Source organism: Streptomyces europaeiscabiei (assembly GCF_036346855.1).
GTDB lineage: Bacteria > Actinomycetota > Actinomycetes > Streptomycetales > Streptomycetaceae > Streptomyces > Streptomyces europaeiscabiei.
Genome location: NZ_CP107841.1, coordinates 2,905,455 through 2,923,826, shown reverse-complemented (window position 1 = coordinate 2,923,826; position 18,372 = coordinate 2,905,455). Strand labels below are relative to the sequence as shown.

The 18,372-nt window shown below is 72.3% G+C and carries 14 protein-coding genes; 4 read left to right on the top strand and 10 right to left on the bottom strand.

Annotated elements, in window-relative coordinates; translation table 11 throughout:
* Positions 1-110 precede the first annotated feature (110 nt).
* Both lipA and lipB read right to left on the bottom strand, forming a co-directional pair.
* Positions 111-1,076, bottom strand: a complete 966-nt coding sequence (lipA, locus tag OG858_RS12695; RefSeq protein WP_086748454.1) for a lipoyl synthase — start codon at positions 1,074-1,076, stop codon at positions 111-113.
* Positions 1,077-1,460: 384 nt separating this feature from the next.
* Positions 1,461-2,252 carry a lipoyl(octanoyl) transferase LipB gene (gene lipB / locus OG858_RS12690; protein ID WP_086748453.1) on the bottom strand — a complete coding sequence of 264 codons (792 nt, stop codon included), beginning with the start codon at positions 2,250-2,252 and terminating at the stop codon, positions 1,461-1,463.
* Positions 2,253-2,696: 444 nt separating this feature from the next.
* Between lipB and OG858_RS12685 the strand changes: the two genes are divergently transcribed.
* Complete coding sequence (locus tag OG858_RS12685; protein ID WP_086748452.1) at positions 2,697-4,136, top strand: regulator; 1,440 nt, start codon at positions 2,697-2,699, stop codon at positions 4,134-4,136.
* Positions 4,137-4,200: 64 nt separating this feature from the next.
* On the opposite strand, the gene OG858_RS12680 is transcribed toward OG858_RS12685, so the two are convergent.
* On the bottom strand, positions 4,201-5,607 hold the full coding sequence (locus OG858_RS12680) for an NAD(P)/FAD-dependent oxidoreductase (RefSeq protein ID WP_328544907.1): 1,407 nt from the start codon (positions 5,605-5,607) through the stop codon (positions 4,201-4,203).
* 366 nt (positions 5,608-5,973) lie between these two features.
* Positions 5,974-6,897, bottom strand: a complete 924-nt coding sequence (locus OG858_RS12675; RefSeq protein ID WP_319064583.1) for a TIGR01777 family oxidoreductase — start codon at positions 6,895-6,897, stop codon at positions 5,974-5,976.
* A gap of 90 nt (positions 6,898-6,987) precedes the next feature.
* Here OG858_RS12675 and OG858_RS12670 point away from each other — a divergent pair, with 90 nt between their 5' ends.
* Positions 6,988-7,476, top strand: coding sequence for a GNAT family N-acetyltransferase (locus OG858_RS12670; protein WP_256960601.1), 489 nt, complete (start codon positions 6,988-6,990; stop codon positions 7,474-7,476).
* A 96-nt stretch (positions 7,477-7,572) separates the two neighbouring features.
* On the opposite strand, the gene OG858_RS12665 is transcribed toward OG858_RS12670, so the two are convergent.
* Positions 7,573-8,757, bottom strand: a complete 1,185-nt coding sequence (locus OG858_RS12665; protein WP_319064582.1) for a MarP family serine protease — start codon at positions 8,755-8,757, stop codon at positions 7,573-7,575.
* Positions 8,758-9,198: 441 nt separating this feature from the next.
* On the opposite strand from OG858_RS12665, the gene OG858_RS12660 reads away from it, so the two are divergent.
* Both OG858_RS12660 and OG858_RS12655 read left to right on the top strand, forming a co-directional pair.
* Positions 9,199-9,891, top strand: a complete 693-nt coding sequence (locus OG858_RS12660; protein WP_086749701.1) for a peptidoglycan recognition protein family protein — start codon at positions 9,199-9,201, stop codon at positions 9,889-9,891.
* A gap of 104 nt (positions 9,892-9,995) precedes the next feature.
* Positions 9,996-10,316 carry a hypothetical protein gene (locus OG858_RS12655; RefSeq protein WP_408059388.1) on the top strand — a complete coding sequence of 107 codons (321 nt, stop codon included), beginning with the start codon at positions 9,996-9,998 and terminating at the stop codon, positions 10,314-10,316.
* A 64-nt stretch (positions 10,317-10,380) separates the two neighbouring features.
* On the opposite strand, the gene OG858_RS12650 is transcribed toward OG858_RS12655, so the two are convergent.
* The 5 genes from OG858_RS12650 to sucB all read right to left on the bottom strand — a co-directional run bounded on the left by OG858_RS12650 (position 10,381) and on the right by sucB (position 18,316).
* Positions 10,381-10,905 (bottom strand): DUF4240 domain-containing protein, encoded by a 525-nt coding sequence (locus OG858_RS12650; RefSeq protein WP_086749698.1) that lies wholly within the window; start codon positions 10,903-10,905, stop codon positions 10,381-10,383.
* Between the two features lie 85 nt (positions 10,906-10,990).
* Entirely contained in the window at positions 10,991-11,980 is a 990-nt protein-coding gene (locus OG858_RS12645) for a helix-turn-helix transcriptional regulator (RefSeq protein ID WP_328544908.1), read from the bottom strand.
* A 387-nt stretch (positions 11,981-12,367) separates the two neighbouring features.
* Positions 12,368-15,070 (bottom strand): pyruvate dehydrogenase (acetyl-transferring), homodimeric type, encoded by a 2,703-nt coding sequence (gene aceE / locus OG858_RS12640; RefSeq protein WP_319064580.1) that lies wholly within the window; start codon positions 15,068-15,070, stop codon positions 12,368-12,370.
* A 497-nt stretch (positions 15,071-15,567) separates the two neighbouring features.
* The gene (locus tag OG858_RS12635) at positions 15,568-16,209 is read right to left on the bottom strand and encodes a GntR family transcriptional regulator (RefSeq protein WP_005478380.1); all 642 of its coding nucleotides are present in this window, start codon (positions 16,207-16,209) and stop codon (positions 15,568-15,570) included.
* Positions 16,210-16,510: 301 nt separating this feature from the next.
* On the bottom strand, positions 16,511-18,316 hold the full coding sequence (sucB, locus tag OG858_RS12630) for a 2-oxoglutarate dehydrogenase, E2 component, dihydrolipoamide succinyltransferase (protein ID WP_328544909.1): 1,806 nt from the start codon (positions 18,314-18,316) through the stop codon (positions 16,511-16,513).
* Positions 18,317-18,372 lie beyond the last annotated feature (56 nt).

The window sequence follows — 18,372 nt, the reverse complement described above, 5'->3', positions numbered from 1 at the left end:
ACTGTCAGGACCGCGGTCGATCGGCCATTACTGACGAGTAGCTACTTGTGCTGGGATTCACACGACCTGATGGCACTCCGTGCCATTCGGCGGAGTGGTCGGCGTGGCGGTCAGACGGCCTGCGAAGCGATGTAGGAACCGCGCTTCTCGATGGCCATCTGGTAGAGGCGGCCGGCACGGTACGAGGAGCGGACGAGCGGGCCGGACATCACGCCGGAGAAGCCGATCTCGTCGGCCTCCTGCTTCAGTTCGACGAACTCCTGCGGCTTGACCCAGCGCTCCACGGGGTGGTGGCGGACGCTCGGGCGAAGGTACTGGGTGATGGTCACCAGCTCGCAGCCGGCGTCGTGCAGCTGCCGGAGCGCCTCGCTGACCTCTTCGCGGGTCTCGCCCATGCCGAGGATCAGGTTCGACTTCGTGACCAGACCGTAGTCACGGGCCTCGGTGATGACCTTCAGGGAGCGCTCGTAGCGGAAGCCGGGGCGGATGCGCTTGAAGATCCGGGGGACCGTCTCGACGTTGTGCGCGAAGACCTCGGGGCGGGAGGCGAAGACCTCCTCCAGGAGCTCCGGCACGGCGTTGAAGTCGGGCGCCAGCAGTTCGACCTTGGTCCGGCCGTCCTCGCGGCCCGCCGTCTGCTCGTGGATCTGCCGGACCGTCTCGGCGTACAGCCAGGCGCCGCCGTCGGGGAGGTCGTCACGGGCGACGCCGGTGATGGTGGCGTAGTTCAGGTCCATGGTGACGACGGACTCGCCGACGCGGCGGGGCTCGTCGCGGTCGAGCGCCTCGGGCTTGCCGGTGTCGATCTGGCAGAAGTCGCAGCGCCGGGTGCACTGGTCGCCACCGATGAGGAACGTCGCCTCACGGTCCTCCCAGCACTCGTAGATGTTGGGACAGCCCGCCTCCTGGCAGACCGTGTGCAGACCCTCGCTCTTCACCAGGGCCTGCATCTTCGTGTACTCGGGGCCCATTTTCGCCCGGGTCTTGATCCACTCGGGCTTGCGCTCGATGGGGGTCTGGCTGTTCCGGACCTCCAGGCGCAGCATCTTGCGTCCGTCGGGTGCGACTGCGGACACATCGGCTCCCTGTGCTTCGATTCTTCGGCGTCCACCAGGGTACGCCCGTGCGGTTCTCGGTCTCCGGGGTGGGCAACCTTCGGCATCGGGGTGGCATTCCCTTCGCCCCCGCCGCCCCTGCCCGTCCCATCCCAGGGGCTGTGCCCCTTCGACCCCCACGGCGCGGGTGGGTGGGGCTTCTCGCGCAGTTCCCCGCGCCCCTGAAAAGCAGGGGCTGCGCCCCGTGCTCTTCAGGCCCGCCCGGCCGTGGCCTTCCAGGCCCGCAGGAGCCTGGTCTTTCAGGGGCGCGGGGGCCGGTCTTTCACGGGCGCGGGGAACTGCGCGACCAGCCCCCACCGAACCCGCACCCGCCAACGCACCGCCCCCCCCCGAGCCCGACGCGGACTACACCGACGCCCGTTCGACCTCGCGCGGCTTCAGCTCCGCGTCCTCCAGCACGTCCCGCAGATGCCGCTCGGCCACCGGAAGCACCTCCGCGATCTCGATGTCGCGGCCCAGCTCACCCGCCAGGGAGGCGACGCCGGCGTCGCGGATCCCGCAGGGGATGATCCGGTCGAACCACTTGTTGTCCGGGTTCACGTTCAGAGCGAAGCCGTGCATCGTGACGCCCTTCGCCACCCGGATCCCGATGGCCGCGATCTTGCGGTCCTCGCGCCGCTGCCCGGCGTTGGAGGGCGCGTACTCCGGCCCGTTCATCCGCGGATCGAACTCGTCGTCGGTCATCCGGGGATCCAGGTCCAGGGAGAGTCCGCCGAGCCGCTGCTCGACCGGATCGCCGAGCACCCACACGCCGCTGCGGCCCTCGACCCGGGTGGTCTCCACCCCGAACTCCGCGCACGTACGGATCAGGGCCTCTTCGAGACGTCGTACGTGGGCCACCACGTCCACCGGGCGGGGAAGCTTCTGGATCGGGTAGCCCACCAGCTGGCCCGGACCGTGCCAGGTGATCTTGCCGCCGCGGTCGACATCGATGACGGGGGTGCCGTCGAGGGGGCGCTCGTTGTCGGCCGTGCGCCGGCCGGCCGTGTAGACAGGCGGGTGCTCCAGGAGCAGCACGGTGTCGGGGACCTCGTCGGTGAAGCGCGCCGCGTGCACCCGGCGCTGCTCGTCCCACGCCGCCTGGTACTCGACGGCCTCCGTGCCGAACCCCATGCGGACGAACCGCAACCCACTCACGGCAAGCGCCTCCCTCCGCGGTACTGCCGGGCGGCGGCACCGCGATAGCCCTGTCAGGCGCGTGACGCGCCCAAGCCACTGTACGACCGTGCGACCGGGCGCTGTTCGAGCGGCCTCCGGCGGCGACATCCGGCAGCGGCACCCGGCATCGCCGTCCGCACCGGCGCGCGGCCTCGGTCGTACCGGGCGCGGAGGCGGTGGGCGGGCATCCGGCGTACGTCTTGGCACGCCGGGCGTACGAGGGGCCCCGCCGGCGCGTGTCGGAGGCCGACCACGTCAGCCGTGCGGCAAATCCTCACACGATCGGATGAATGGATGCGGAAGTGTGCTATCAGGTGCTTACTCTCCGCTACATTCGCGCCGTTCACAAGGCCGCAAAAGGCTTCTCACCAGGCAATCCGGGAAACCCCGCCGACACCCGGAAGGCAGGAGACCGCACCGCAGATGACGGAACGACCCGCGCAGCGCACCCCCAACCGCCAGCTCGCCGCCCTCATCGCAGAAGCGGGGTTCTCGAACGCGGGACTAGCGCGCCGTGTGGACCAGCTCGGTCTCGAACACGGCCTCGACCTCAGATACGACAAGACGTCGGTCACCCGCTGGTTGCGCGGTCAGCAGCCCCGGGGCACGACGCCCGCACTCATCGCCGAGGTGTTCACCCGCCGCCTCGGCCGCCGGCTCACCGCCCAGGACCTCGGCCTGGACGCCTGTGCCCCCGTCTACGCGGGCCTGGAGTTCGCCGCGACCCCCGAGGAGGCCATCGACATCGTCGGCGGGCTGTGGCGCAAGGACTCCGGCAGCCACGCCGAGCTTCGCAAGATCGCGTTCACCCCGGCCGGACTGGTCGTCCCCAGCCGGGACTGGCTGATCGGCCGTGCCGACGACCGGGTGGGCCGGGGTGATCCGGGCGCGACCCGGGTCCCCCCGCAGGGCCGTCCGGTCGTCCCCCGGCAGCGCAGCCAGACCGAGCGCGGCCCCGGCCAGAAGGTCACCGGCGGGGACATCGCCGCCCTCCGCTCGGTCGGGGAGCTGTTCCGCGCCCTCGACGACGCGTACGGCGGCGGCCACGCCCGCCAGGCCCTCGTGCGCTACCTGGAGCACGAGGCCGAGCCCATGCTGCGCGGCGCCTACGGCGAGCAGGTCGGCCGACGGCTGTTCGCGGCCGCCGCCGACCTCACCCGGCTGGCCGGCTGGACCTCGTACGACATCGGCGCGCACGGTCTCGCCCAGCGGTACTTCGTGCAGGCGCTGAGGCTGGCGCAGGCGGCGGGGGACCGGGCGTACGGGGCGTACGTGCTCGTCACGATGAGCCGGCAGGCGGTGTACCTGGGGCACGGCCGGGAGGCGGTGCAGCTCGCGCGCGTCGCCCAGCAGGGTGTCGGGTCGGCCGTGCCGCCGGTGGTGCAGTCGCTGCTGCACTCCGTCGAGGCGCGGGGGCACGCGGTGCTCGGCGAGGTACGGGCCTCCACGGCCGCGCTGGTACGGGCCGAGCGCGCCCTGGAGACGGCCCGCCCCGGGGACGAGGTCCCGTACTGGGCGCGGTTCTTCGACGAGGCCCAGCTCGCCGACGAGTTCGGCCACAGCCACCGCGACCTCCAGCAGTACCGGGCCGCGGCCCAGCACGCCGAGCGCTCCCTGCAGTTGCGGGCGCCCGCCTACGCCCGCAGCCGTCTCTTCAGCCGTGTCGTGCTCGCCTCCGCCCGCCTCGGCCTCGGCGAACTCGACCAGGCCTGTCAGTTGGGCGCCGAGGCCGCCGGCCAGGCCGCCGAGATGCGGTCCGTGCGAGCCGTGGAGTACGTCCGCGACTTCGAGCGCCGTCTGGAGCCCTACCGCGACGCGGCACCGGTGAGGGGGTACCGGGACAAGGTGGCGGCGCTGGGGTAGGCGTGTGATCCGCGACAGGGGCGCCCGGTGGTAGGCCGGGTGCCCCTGCGTCGCTCACGGGGTCTCAGGCGGCCGTGTCCAGCAGCTCCTCCAGGAACGTCGGGCGGGCGTCCAGATCGGTCAGGACGGCGTGGGCGGCCCGGCGGGCGGAGTGCAGGGCGCCCTGGACGGTGCTGGTGTCACGGTGGTCGCCGCAGACGTAGAGGCCGGCCAGGAGGCGCACCGGGCGGCGCAGGTCGTGCGGCGGGGGCATCGCGGGCACGGCCTCGGGGACGTGGTGCGCGGCGAGGAGTTCCCAGCGGGTCGTGGACGTGCGGTAGAGGCGGGCCAGTTGGGCACGGACCGTGGCGTCCAGGTGCGCGGGGTCCGGGGGAGCGCCGAGGACCGTGGAGGTGATCAGGGCCCGGCCCGCCGGTGCCCGGCTCGGGTCGACCTGGCTGATGACCGCCGTGTGCGAGACGGGCCCGCTGCGGTCGGCGTCGAGAAGCAGCGCCGGTTCGGTCAACGGGGGTTCGTCCGTGGCGTGGTGCAGCACCGTCACCGGGTGGAACCCCGGCACCCGCAGTCCCGGGAGCAGTTCGGCGGCGGAGCGGGCGTCCGTGGCCAGCACCACCGCACGGCAGGTGAGTTCACCGTGGTGCGCCGTCGTCACCGAGGTCGTGCTGATCGCGGTGACCTGGACTCCGGTATGGACCGAGCCCGGCGGCAGCGCGGCCGCGAGCAGCTCCGGAAGGGTGTCGGCGCCGCCCTCCGGGATGCACAGCCGGCCCGTCGCGAAGGTGTGCAGGGCCAGGTCGGCACAGCGGCTGGAGGTCCCGAGCGCCGGGTCGGCGAGCAGCGCGGCCAGCAGGGGCCGGACGAAGCCGTCGATGGTCCGGGGCGGGAAACCCCGGGTCGCCAGCGCCTGGGCGGCCGGGACCTCCACCCGGGTGAGGAGTCGCTCGGGCGCGGTCGCGGCGAGCCGGGCCAGCGCCATGGCCAGCCGGGACTGGTCGGCGGGGGCGCCCAGCCGGCCGGGCCGGGTGCCCGTGGAACGGGGCTGTGAACGGCCCTGGTTCCGGGGGAGCCTGGGGGCGCTTGCGAGGGCGCGCGCGGCCGTGAGTGCGCCCCTCGCGCTCCGCAGGACGGGGCTGGCTCCGGCGCGCTGATGACGGCCGTCGGCGTGCAGCAGGACGCCGGGGGCGAACGGCCGCAGGGGCAGGGACTCCAGGCCCGGCGTGCGGCGCAGTTCCGGGTACGACGTGGAGAGCAACTGCGTCGTCCGGTCGAGGCGGAAGCCGTCGATCTTCTCGGTGGACATACGGCCGCCGACGGCGGGGGCGGCCTCCAGGACGATGGCCCTCAGCCCCGCCCTGGTCAGATGTCCGGCCGCAGCGAGGCCGGCCACGCCGGCTCCTACGACGATGACGTCCGTGTCTTCGGTGTTCTCCGTGTCCGCCGGGAACGCCGACTGGTGCACCGACTCAAGCACGTGCCCCTCCCGAGGTCGCGCGGCTGCTGGGAACGTGATGCCCCCAACAGCATTCTGAAATACCTGAGTTCGGCACGAGAGTGAAGGTGGGGGCCGGTTCCGGGGAAGGAGCGTGTGACCTCGCACGGGGGCATGGGCGGGGTGAGTGTGCGCCGGGCGTCCGGACATGGGCTTCCTCGCCCCCGCCGCCCCCGCCCGTCCCATCCTGCCGGGCGGCGCCCCTTCGCCCACCCGGCTGCGGGTTCGTCGTGGCCGGTCGCGCAGTTCCCCGCGCTCCTTGACGCCATGGGTTGCGCCCCGGGTCTTTCAGGGGCGGGGGAAGTGCGCGACCAGCCCCCACTCGCCCGCACCCGACGACGCACCCCCTCAGCGCCCCATCGCCGCCCTGATCGCGTCGTCGATCTCCGGATACGTGAACGTGAACCCCGACTCCGACAACCGCGTCGGGACGGCCCGCGTGCTGCCCAGGACGTCGCCCGCGACCCCGCCGAGAGCGAGCCGCAGCGCGGGCGCGGGCACGGTGAACACGGTGGGCCGGTGCAGGACCCGGCCCATGGCCGCCGTGATCTCGCGGTTGGTGAGCGGCGTCGGCGCCGTCAGGTTGAACGGCCCGGACAGCGACGGAGTGAAGATCAGATGGCGCAGGGCGGCGACCTCGTCATGGAGGGAGATGAAGCTCCAGTACTGGCGGCCGTTCCCCATCCGCCCGCCCAAACCGGCCTTGAACAGCGGGAACAGCGGACCCCAGGCACCCCCGCCCCGGGCCACCACCAGCCCCGTACGGGCGAACGCCGTGCGGATCCCGGCCTCCCGCGCCGCCTCGGTCGCCCCCTCCCACTCCACGCACAACGTGGACAGGAACTCCGCCCCCGGTTCCGCCGACTCGTCCACGACCCGGTCGCCCGTGAAGCCGTAGAAGCCGATCGCGCTGCCGTTGACGAACACGCTCGGCGGTGTGTCGAGGGATGCGGCGGCCTCGGCGAGTGCCCTCGTGCCGTGCACCCGGCTGGTGCGGATCGTCGCCTTGTACGCCTCCGTCCAGCGGCGGGACGCGACCCCCGCGCCGGCGAGATTGACGACGGCGGCGCACCCGTCGAGCCCCGCCACGTCGACCTGTCCCGCGTCCGGGTCCCAGCGCACCTCACCGCGCGCCCGGGGCGCCCGCCGCACGAGCCGGAGCACCTCATAGCCGTCGTCGGTGAGGGAACGGGCCAGTGCCGAGCCGATCAGGCCGGACGCCCCGGCGATCGCGATACGAGAACCGGGCGCAACGGGCGATTCAACGGTCATGCCCCCATCCTGCCCGGCGCGCGGCGGGACGGCGGACGTGGGGGCGCAATCCGCCGGTCGATCGCGGTGCCGCCGCCTACAGTGGCCGCCATGCCTGTTCCGTACATACGCGTCGCGACCTCGGACGACGAGGACACGCTCAGTCGGCTCGACCGCGACACATGGTCCACGCTGCACTCCGTCCAGGAACGCCCCAAGCAGCCCTACCAGCCGTTCTTCAACGAGCGTTACGGCCCCCACGACCACCTGGTCGCCGAACTCGGCGGCACCGTCGTCGGATACGTCCGCCTCGCCCTGCCCTCCCCCCTCGCCTGTCACGCGCACGTCCGCCAGATCCAGGGCCTCGCCGTCGCCGACCGGGCGCGCGGGGCGGGCGTCGCACGGGCGCTGCTGCGTGCCGTACAGGACGAGGCGCGCCGCCGCGGCGCCCGCCGGCTCACCCTTCGGGTCCTCGGCCACAACACCGCGGCCAGGAAGCTCTACGAGTCCGAGGGGTTCGTCGTGGAGGGAATCCTGCCGGAGGAGTTCCTGCTGGACGGGGCGTACGTGGACGACGTCCTGATGGGCCGTCGGCTCTGACCCGACCGCCCACCACACCGACCGCGCGGCCCTCACGAGGTCACGACGTCACGACGTCAGGAGGTCACGACGTCAGGAGGTCACGACGTCAGGAGGTCACGACGTCACGAGGTCGCCCGTGTCCACCGCCGCCGTCGCGTTCGCCGCCCGCTCCGCGTCCGGGACGACCTCGTCCACGGTGAGGACGTAACCCGTCTCCGCGTCCGAGGTGGAGCGGGCGAAGACGACGCCGAAGACCTGGCCGTCGGTGGTGAGCAGGGGGCCGCCGGAGTTGCCGGGGCGGACGGTGGAGCGGATGGAGTAGATGTCGCGGGTGACCGAGTCGGTGTTGTAGATGTTCCGGCCGGTCGCGTCGATACGGCTGGCGACCGTGGCCGCCTGGAGGTCGAGACCGCCGTCCTCCGGATAGCCGGCCACGACCGCCGCGTCACCGCGCTCGGCGCTGTCGTCGAAGCGCAGCAGCGGTGCCTTGAGCCCCGGGACGTAGAGGACCGCCACGTCCTTGTCGGGGTCGAAGAGCACGACCTTCGCCTCGTACGCCCTGCCCACGCCGCCCACCCGCACGCTCGGGTCGTCGATGCCCGCCACCACATGGGCGTTGGTCATCACGTGCTCGGTGGCGTACACGAAACCGCTGCCCTCGCGGCCCTGGGTACCCGCGACGCCCTCGATCTTCACCGTGCTCCGCTTGGCGGCGCCGGTCGCCGCCGCGGTCACACTGTCGCCGGAGGGCTTGGCGACCTCGGCCGTCGCCTCGTTCTCGAACGGGTTGAAGACCTGGGGGAAGCCCGCCTCGGTGAGCGCGGACGTGGCGTCGGAGAACCAGGCCGGGGTGGTGTCCGGCATGGTGTTCTGCACGGCGCCGAGCAGCGCGGAGTTACGGATCGCGTTGGTCACCACCGCCGACGAGGAAGCCCCGAGGACGCTCGCGGCCACCCACGCCACGATGAGCACGGCGATCGTGTTGGCCGCCGCCCCGCCGATGCCGTCGGCCACCCGCAGGGGGCTGCGGTCGATCTCCCGGCGCAGCCGCAGCGCCAGCCGGCCCGCCAGTTCGTGACCGATCACCCCCGGCACCAGCACCGTCAGCACCGCCGTGACGGTCGCTGCCGGGGTGCCCGCCTCCACCAGCTCCATCATCCAGGGCAGCACCCAGACGCCTGTCGCCGCGCCGCCCACGAAACCGGCGAGGGACACACATCCCGCTACCAGGCCGCGACGGTAACCCGACGCCGCGTAGGCCAGGATCACCAGCATCAGCAGGATGTCGAGCACGTCCACTCCAGCCGCCTCTCTCTAGGGACCCAGTAGTACGCGCGCGACGGGCGCAGTGATCAGCTACGCCCCCACGGCACCCCGGTGGCCCGCGCGAACCGGCCACCACCGCGCCACATCCGCCTGGAACAGTAAAAACGTCCCGGACCACGGCGTTGGTTCCTTCCGCTTCCACCGGGTGGCCCACCCCACATCGCGGCCGGTGGGCATCCGGGTGACTCTGGGGGCATGCGTGTGTTCCGGAGGTCACGGGGGGCGCGAATACGGCGGCCCTTGCGCGTGTGGCGCCGCCGAATACGGACCCCGCGCGCCCCGGACCCGGCCCGGGAGCGCCCCGGCCGTTCCCGCGCCCGTAAGCGCCGGGCCCGGGAGCGCGTGGACCTGCCGCGGCCCGTCCTCCTGCTACTGGCCTGTCTGCCCGGACTGGCGGCCGTCCTCGCGCTGGTGATGTGCGCGATCGGCGTGGACCGTACGGGGCACCGCTCGGCCCGGTCAGAGGCCACCCGGCCCGCGCTGCCGCACCAGGCGCCCCGGCCGCCCATCGTGCCCAGGGCCCGCTGGCTGGAGCTGGAGAAGGACGTGCCCAGCCAGCCGCCCGCCCGCTACGACGACGAGGTCGCCGCCGTCTTCGTCCACCACACGGACTCGCCCAACGGCTACGACTGCGCCGACGCGCCCCGCATCATCCGCCACCTGTACGCCGGTCAGACCGGCGCCAAGGACTGGGACGACATCGGCTACAACTTCCTCGTCGACCGCTGCGGCACCATCTACGAGGGCCGCGCGGGCGGCGTCGACCGCCCCGTCACCGGCGCCCACACCCAGGGCTTCAACCACCGCACCACCGGCATCGCCGCCCTCGGCACCTTCACCGCCGGCGTCCCCGTCCCGCAGGCCATGACCGACGCGATCGCCGCCCTCGCCGCCTGGAAACTCGGTCTCTCCGACACCGACCCCCGCGGAAGCGTCAGGCTCACCTCCAGCAACAGCCTCAGCCGCTACGCCTCCGGCACCACCGCTCTGCTGCCCACCCTCGCGGGCCACAGCGACGGCTACATGACCAGCTGCCCGGGCGCGGCCCTCGCGGAACGCCTGCCCGCGATCAGGGAACTGGCGGCCCGCCTCCAGGGCCGGCGTTGAGAGGGATCTCATGAGGTTCACAGACAGCGCGCCGGGGCCTCACAGACTTCTCCAAGATCCGCGCCCTAACTTCGTCGGTGTCACGCCGACCGGAGGTGGGGAAAGTGGTGGGGAAAATGATCGGCAGCCGTACGAAGAGCCGTACGAAGAGCCGTACGAAGAACGTGTCCCGTGGCCCGAAGAAGTTCTGGTCCTCGGCCCTGCGGAGCCCCTGGACGGTGGCCTGTGCGACCGCCGTCGTCGTGCTCGGCCCGTCCGCCGTCACCGCGTCCGCACTGGACCGCGCCAACTCCGCGCCCCTGCACGGCGCCTCGGCCCCCGAACACCCGGCCCCGGGCAAGGAACGCCACCACCACGCCCAGCCGTACACCACCGAGCAGCACGCGTACGTGCCGCGCACGTCGAGCCGCGGGCTGCGCGCCTGAACCGTTGAACCGCCCGTGAACTCCCGCCGGACAGACCCCGGGGCAGCCGTGGGTCGGCCCCGGGTCAGCCCTGGGTCCGGAAACGCTCCCAGAGCTTCGGGCAGCGCTCGGCGAGCGCGGACTCGTCCTCGAAGTCGAGCGGGGTGCCCTCGGGTTCGCCGGGCGGGGGCGGGATTCCGAGGTCCGGGGCGACCACGCCGGTGAGCTGCTCGTACGCCTCGTCCGCGGCGTAGCCCAGCTCCTCGGCGTCCCCGTCGATCTCCTCGTCGAAGTCGTCCAGCAGACCGGCGAGCGAGTCGGGGTCGTGCACCGCCCCCTCGAAGATCTCCCGGCCCTGACCGATCAGCCAGCACCGGAAGAAGTCGAACGCGTCGTCGCTGGCACCGTCGAGCAGCACCCAGGCGGCGCCCCAGAGGTCCCAGATGTACGCGCGGTTGTAACGGGACTCGAAGTGCCGGGCGAAGTCCAGCACCGCCTCCGGGTCCAGTCGGCCGAGCCGCTCCACGAGCAGGTCGGCCTGGTCCTCGGGATCGCCCTCGGCGTCCTCGCGGGCCTTGTCCACCAGCTCCCAGAACTCCGTCTCGTCCATCACTGGTCCAGCATCGTGCCTGGGCGGGCGGGACGCACGCGGAGGACGGCGGATTGTTATGTCCGGCACGGCGCAGTCCGGGACCTCATGCGGTCGGGTACATCCCGGCGAGCCGACGCGCGTCTCCCGCGAAGCGCTCCCGCAGGCTCTCGGGGGCCAGCACCTCGGCCTCCGCCCCCAACGCCGTGAGCTGGGTGTGCGCCACCTCCTCCGACTCGACGCGGAGCGCGACGGTCGTCAGGCCGTGGCCGTCGGGGGCCCCGGCCGACGCCAGGGCGTCCCGCGCCGAGACGGGATCCACGACGCGGGGCAGCCTCCGCACCCCCTCCGCCGAGAGCCGTACGACGATCTCGGCGTGCAGGATCGACCGGGCGAACCGTTCCGCCTGCTCGTCCCAGTAGGCGGGCAGGTCGAACTCCTCGTCGCGGGTGAAGCGCTCGCCGTCGCCGTCGACGGTGAGGAAGCGGTCGATGCGGTAGGTCCGGAAGGAGCCCGTGCCGGGGCTCCGGCCCGGAACACGGGCGCACAGGTACCAGATGCCGGCCTTGAGGACGAGGCCGTACGGCTCCAGCTCGCGCTCGACCTCGCTGTCACCCCTGCGGTACCGCGCGACGATCCGGCGGTCGTCCCACACCGCGTCCGCCACGGAGGGCAGCAGCTCAGGGGTCTTCGGCTCCTCGAACCAGCTCGGCGCGTCGAGGTGGAACCGCTGGGAGGCCGTACGGGAGGCATCGCGGAGGGAGGGCAACAGGGCGGCCGACACCTTCAGCCGGGCGGCGGAGGCCGCGTCCTCCAACCCCATCTCCCGCAGCGCCCCCGGCACACCGCTGAGGAACAGCGCCTCGGCCTCGCTCCGGGCGAGCCCCGTCAGTCGCGTCCGGTATCCGCCGATCAGCCGATACCCGCCGGCCCGGCCCCGGTCCGCGTACACCGGTACCCCCGCCTCCGACAGTGCCTGGGCGTCCCGGGTGACGGTTCGCTCGGACACCTCCAGCTCTCGCGCGAGTTCGGCGGCGGTCATGGAGGGGCGGGACTGGAGCAACAACACCATCTTGATCAGCCGGGCGGCACGCATACGCCCATGATGCCGGTCCGGACCGACGGCAGTTTTCCGCCCCCGCCGCCCCTACCCGTCCTTCCCCAGGGGCTCCGCCCCTTCGACCCCGAGGGTGTCGGGGGAGTCTGGGGTGCTTGGGCGGGTGCGGGTTCGGTGGGGGCTTCTCGCGCAGTTCCCCGCGCCCCTAAAGGATTCAGGCCCCTGCGGGCCTGAAAAGCACGGGGCGCAGCCCCTGCTTTTCAGGGGCGCGGGGAACTGCGCGAGAAGCCCCACCGGACCCGCGCTGTGGGGGGCGAAGGGGCGCAGCCCCTGGGTGGGGGCACCTCCCGCTCGAGCGAAGCCGAGAGTGGGGGAGGGACGGGTAGGGGCGGCGGGGGCGAAGGCCCCCCGTCACCCCCGCCGGTGTCACAACCCGTACCGCTCCCGAGCCTCCTTCACCGCCGTCGCCTTGACCTCGCCACGACGGGCGAGCTGGGCGAGGGCGGCCACGACGACGGACTGGGCGTCGACGCCGAAGTGGCGGCGGGCGGCCTCACGGGTGTCGGAGAGGCCGAAACCGTCGGCACCGAGCGAGGAGTAGTCCTGCTCGACCCACTGGGCGATCTGGTCGGGGACCTGACGCATGTAGTCGGAGACCGCGAGGACCGGCCCCTCGGCACCCTGCAGCGCCTGACGGAGGTACGGCACCCGCTCCTCCCCGCGCAGCAACGCGGCGTCGGACTCCAGCGCGTCCCGGCGCAGCTCACTCCAGGAGGTCGCGGACCAGACGTCGGCCGCCACGCCCCACTCGTCCGCAAGCAGCTTCTGCGCCTCAAGGGCCCAGTGGATCGCCGTGCCGGAGCCGAGCAGTTGGACGCGCGGGGCGTTCGCCACCGGGGACAGCCCCGCCGACTCGGCCGTGTTGAAGCGGTACAGGCCCTTGAGGATGCCCTCGTCCACCCCCGCGACGGCCGGCTTGGCGGGCTGCGGCAGCGGCTCGTTGTAGACGGTCAGGTAGTAGAAGACGTTCGGGTCCTCATCCGGGGCGGCCTCGCCGTACATCCGGCGCAGACCGTCCTTGACGATCGCCGCGACCTCGTACGCGAACGCCGGGTCGTACGTCAGCGCCGCCGGGTTCGTCGCCGCGATCACCGGGGAGTGGCCGTCGGCGTGCTGGAGGCCCTCGCCCGTCAGGGTCGTACGGCCGGCCGTCGCGCCGACGAGGAAGCCGCGGCCGAGCTGGTCGCCGAGCTGCCACATCTGGTCGGCCGTGCGCTGCCAGCCGAACATCGAGTAGAAGATGTAGAAGGGGATCATCGCCTCACCGTGCGTGGAGTACGCGGTGGACGCGGCGATGAAGTCCGCCATGGAACCGGCCTCGGTGATCCCCTCGTTGAGGATCTGGCCGTCCTTGGCCTCCTTGTAGTACATCAGCTGGTCGCGGTCGACCGGCTCGTACGTCTGGCCCTTGGGGGAGTAGATCCCGAGGGAGGGGAAGAGCGACTCCATGCCGAAGGTGCGTGCCTCGTCGGGGACGATCGGCACCCAGCGCCTGCCGGTCTGCTTGTCGCGGACCAGGTCCTTGACCAGGCGGACGAAGGCCATGGTCGTCGCCATGTTCTGCGAGCCGGAACCCTTGTCGAAGGCGGCGAAGGTCTTGTCGGCGGCAGCCGGCAGCGGGGCCAGCGCGTGTGTACGGCGGGCCGGGGCGGGACCGCCGAGGGCGGCGCGGCGCTCCTGGAGGTAGCGGACCTCGGCGGAGTCGGCGCCCGGGTGGCCGTAGGGCACGACCCCGTCGATGAAGTCGCTGTCCTTGATGGGGAGTTCGAGCAGGTCACGCATCTGCTTGAACTCGTCCACCGAGAGCTTCTTCATCTGGTGGTTGGCGTTCTTCGACGCGAAGCCCTCGCCGAGGGTGAAGCCCTTGACGGTCTGGGCCAGGATGACGGTCGGCGCGCCCTTGAACTCGACGGCGGCCTTGTAGGCGGCGTACACCTTGCGCGACTCGTGACCACCGCGGGACAGGTGGAAACACTCGAGGATCTTGTCGTCGCTCAGCAGCTTCGCCATCTCGACGAGCGCGGGGTCCTTGCCGAAGAAGTCCTGGCGGATGTAGGCGGCGTCGCGGGTCTGGTACGTCTGCACCTGCGCGTCCGGTACCTCGCGCAGGCGGCGTACCAGCGCGCCCGTGGTGTCGAGCTGGAACAGCTCGTCCCAGGCCGAGCCCCAGAGCGACTTGACGACGTTCCAGCCGGCGCCGCGGAACTGCGCCTCCAGCTCCTGCACGATCTTGAAGTTCGCGCGGACCGGGCCGTCGAGGCGTTGCAGGTTGCAGTTGATGACGAAGGTGAGGTTGTCGAGACCCTCACGGGAGGCGAGCGCGAGTGCCGCCGTCGACTCCGGCTCGTCCATCTCGCCGTCGCCGAGGAAGGCCCAGACGTGGGAGTTCGAGACGTCCTTGATGCCGCGGCTGGTGAGATAGCGGTTGAAGCGCGCCTGGTAGATCGCCGACAGCGGGCCGAGACCCATCGACACCGTCGGGAACTCCCACAGCCAGGGCAGGCGGCGGGGGTGCGGGTACGACGGGAGGCCGTTGCCCCCGGACTCGCGGCGGAAGTTGTCCAGGTGGGACTCGTTCAGCCGGCCGTCGAGGAAGGCGCGGGCGTAGATGCCGGGGGAGGCGTGGCCCTGGATGTAGAGCTGGTCGCCCGAGCCGTCGGCCTCCTTGCCCTTGAAGAAGTGGTTGAAGCCCGTCTCGTAGAGCCAGGCGGCGGAGGCGAAGGTGGCGATGTGGCCGCCGACGCCGTATTTGGAGCCACGGGTGACCATCGCGGCCGCGTTCCAGCGGTTCCATGCGGTGATACGACGCTCCAACGCCTCGTCACCGGGGACGCCCGGCTCGGCGGCGGTGGGGATGGAGTTGACGTAGTCCGTCTCGAGCAGCTTGGGCAGCGCGATGCCGTTGCCCTCCGCGCGCTCCAGGGTGCGGCGCATCAGGTACGCCGCGCGGTGCGGCCCGGCCGCCTTGGCGACGGCGTCCAGCGAGGCCTGCCATTCGGCGGTCTCCTCCGGATCGCGGTCGGGGAGCTGGTCGAGCGCGCTCGGCTGGATGGCGTTGGAGTCGGTCATCGCGCCGCCTTCCTCAGTCGAAGGGGGTTCCCTCATCGGTAAGGGTTCGGGGGTTGCCCTTGGTCTTTGGCAGGACAGGGCGATGGGCTTCGGTGGAAGCCCGCCGCGACTCTAACCCGCTGATCGATGATCGATCAAAGGGTCGCAGGCAAAATCTCTTGATCTCGAGAAAGTCGGCACGGGGTGCCTTCGGCGACGACACCGGGTGCCTTGCCGTCTGGGGTTTCTGCAGGTGGGGCGGCGTTTGAGCGGGGGTGTGCTCAGGGGGTGGGGGGTTCGGTTGTGTGGCGGTTGCGGGTGGGTGGGGGCTGGTCGCGCAGTTCCCCGCGCCCCTAAAGACCAGGCCCCTGCGGGCCTGCAGACCCCGGCCGGGCGCGCCTGAGGACGACGGGCCGGCGGGGCCGAAAAGCACCGGGCGCAGCCCCTGCTTTTCAGGCAGGCGGGGAACTGTGCGACCGGCCCCCACCCACCCGCAGCCGAGGACGCGCCCTCGACGGCTACGCCGGCTCGTCGTCCGTGTGCGGGGCGCAGCCCAACACGTGGGACTTGACCAGGTCGGCGATCCGCGGGTCACGGCGCCGGAACGCCGCGACCAACTCCTCGTGCTCCTCCGCGTAGGACTGCTGGACCGTACCCAGCCAGCGGATCGAGAGCGCGGTGAAGACCTCGATGCCCAGGCCCTCCCAGGTGTGGAGCAGCACCGAGTTGCCGGCCGCCCGCACCAGCTCGCGGTGGAACGCCACCGTGTGCCGCACCTGCGACGTGCCGTCGGCGTTGCGGTCCGCCTCGTACAGCGCGGCCACATGCGGCTCCAGCGCCGAGCAGTCCTCGGCCAGTCGCTCCGCCGCCAGCTCCGCCGCGATCGCCTCCAGCCCGGCCCGTACCGGGTAGCTCTCCTCCAGGTCGGCGGCGGTGAGGTTCCGCACGCGTACGCCCTTGTTCGGCGCGGATTCGATCAACCGCAGCGACTCCAGCTCACGCAGCGCCTCCCGCACCGGGGTCTGGCTGACTTCCAGCTCCGTCGCGATCCGCCGCTCCACGATCCGCTCACCCGGCTTCCACCGTCCGCTCACGATCCCCTCCACGATGTGCTCGCGGATCTGTTCGCGCAGCGAGTGGACGACGGGCGCGGTGGTCATGCGGGCTCCTTCGGCGGGGGACCGGCGGGGGACGAGCCCCAAGGGCGTTGACCTCTAGACAATAGAGCCGTGGCCCTCCGGGAGAGAGACGCACGGGGGTGCTTTCGCGCAGGTGAGACGAGACTTACACGTTCCCGTGGGGGCCGGTTTGTAAAGACCCGTACCGGCCAGGCTCGGTGACCGGTTCCCCGCGTGCGTCGAGTGGGCGTGAACGCACCGGTGCCCCGCCCGGAGAACTCCGGACGGGGCACCGCCGTGGCGCGATCAGCGGCTTCTGCTCAGAAGCCCCTGCTCAGGGGTGTCACAGGCCGAGCTCGACCTCGAACTCGCCCGCCTCCAGGATCGCCTTGACGGCCGTCAGGTAACGGGCCGCGTCGGCGCCGTCGACCAGGCGGTGGTCGTAGGAGAGGGTCAGGTACGTCATGTCGCGGACGCCGATGACCGTGCCCTCCTCCGTCTCGATCACGGCGGGGCGCTTGACCGTGGCGCCGATGCCGAGGATCGCGACCTGGTTCGGCGGCACGATGATCGTGTCGAAGAGCGCGCCGCGCGATCCGGTGTTGGAGATGGTGAAGGTCGCGCCGGAGAGCTCGTCCGGTGTGATCTTGTTGGCCCGGACCTTGCCCGCCAGGTCGGCGGTGGCCTTGGCGATGCCGGCGATGTTGAGGTCGCCCGCGCCCTTGATGACCGGGGTCATCAGGCCCTTCTCGGAGTCCACCGCGATACCGATGTTCTCGGCGTCGAAGTAGGTGATCGTGCCCTCGCCCTCGTTGATCCGGGCGTTGATGGGCGCGTGCGCCTTCAGCGCCTGGGCCGCGGCCTTGACGAAGAACGGCATCGGGGAGAGCTTGACACCCTCGCGGGCCGCGAAGGAGTCCTTGGCCCGGGCGCGCAGCCTCATCAGGCGGGTGACGTCGACCTCGACGACCGACGACAGCTGGGCCTGCTCGTGCAGCGCCTTGACCATGTTGTCGCCGATGACCTTGCGGATGCGCGGCATCTTGATGGTCTGGCCACGCAGGGGCGAGGCCTCCAGGGACGGCGCCTTCTTGGCGGCCGGAGCAGCGGCGGCGGCCGGCGCCGGAGCGGCGGCAGCGGCCTTCGCGGCCTCGGCGGCGGCGATGACGTCCTGCTTGCGGATACGGCCGCCGACACCGGTGCCCTTGACGGAGCCCAGGTCGACGCCGTTCTCGGCGGCGAGCTTGCGCACCAGCGGGGTGACGTACGCGCCCTCGTCGGTCGCCTTGGTGGCGGCGGAGCCCGCGGCAGTCACAGCCGGGGCGGCAGCTGCCGGAGCCGGGGCGACCGGGGCGGGTGCGGCAGCCGGCGCGGCCGGAGCAGCGGCGGCGGGTGCCGGGGCGGGAGCGGCGGGGGCCACCGGCGCGGGGGCCGGAGCCGGAGCCGCGGGGGCAGCCGGGGCCGGGGCAGCTGCGGCGGGAGCCGGAGCCGGGGCGGCCGGGGCCGGAGCAGCCGCCGGAGCGGCACCCGGGGCACCGATGACGGCCAGCTTGGCGCCGACCTCGGCCGTCTCGTCCTCGGCGACCGTGATCTCCAGGAGCACACCGGAGGTGGGTGCCGGGATCTCGGTGTCGACCTTGTCGGTGGAGACCTCAAGCAGCGGCTCGTCGGCCTCGACGGAGTCGCCGACCTCCTTGAGCCAGCGGGTGACGGTGCCCTCGGTGACGGACTCGCCGAGCGCCGGGAGGACCACGTCGGTGCCCTCGGCGGAGCCGGCACCGGTGGCCGCCTCGGCGGTCGGGGCCGGCGCGGGGGCGGCCTGCTCGGTGGAGGGCGCGGCCGCGGCGGGCTCGGGGGCCGGAGCCGGAGCCTCCTCGGCGGCGGGGGCCGGGGCGGCGGCGGGCGCGCCCGTGCCGTCGTCGATCAGCGCCAGCTCGGCACCGACCTCGACGGTCTCGTCCTCGGCGACCTTGATGGACGCCAGGATGCCGGCGACGGGGGAGGGGATCTCGGTGTCGACCTTGTCGGTCGACACCTCGAGCAGCGGCTCGTCGGCCTCTACGCGCTCACCCTCGGCCTTCAGCCAGCGGGTGACAGTGCCCTCGGTGACGCTCTCGCCGAGCGCCGGAAGGGTTACGGAAACCGCCATGGTTTCTGTTGCTCCTTAACGATTGCGGAAGTCTGGATCGTCGCTTCGTCGACCGA

Bases quoted from the DNA above. Each gene is read 5' to 3' on its own strand.
- OG858_RS12635 (WP_005478380.1), bottom strand. From the start codon at position 16,209: ATGACCACCGCGCCCGTCGTCCACTCGCTGCGCGAACAGATCCGCGAG.
- aceE (WP_319064580.1), bottom strand. From the start codon at position 15,070: ATGACCGACTCCAACGCCATCCAGCCGAGCGCGCTCGACCAGCTCCCC.
- OG858_RS12660 (WP_086749701.1), top strand. From the start codon at position 9,199: ATGTGCGCGATCGGCGTGGACCGTACGGGGCACCGCTCGGCCCGGTCA.
- OG858_RS12670 (WP_256960601.1), top strand. From the start codon at position 6,988: ATGCCTGTTCCGTACATACGCGTCGCGACCTCGGACGACGAGGACACG.
- OG858_RS12685 (WP_086748452.1), top strand. From the start codon at position 2,697: ATGACGGAACGACCCGCGCAGCGCACCCCCAACCGCCAGCTCGCCGCC.
- OG858_RS12650 (WP_086749698.1), bottom strand. From the start codon at position 10,905: ATGGACGAGACGGAGTTCTGGGAGCTGGTGGACAAGGCCCGCGAGGAC.
- OG858_RS12675 (WP_319064583.1), bottom strand. From the start codon at position 6,897: ATGACCGTTGAATCGCCCGTTGCGCCCGGTTCTCGTATCGCGATCGCC.
- sucB (WP_328544909.1), bottom strand. From the start codon at position 18,316: ATGGCGGTTTCCGTAACCCTTCCGGCGCTCGGCGAGAGCGTCACCGAG.
- OG858_RS12645 (WP_328544908.1), bottom strand. From the start codon at position 11,980: ATGCGTGCCGCCCGGCTGATCAAGATGGTGTTGTTGCTCCAGTCCCGC.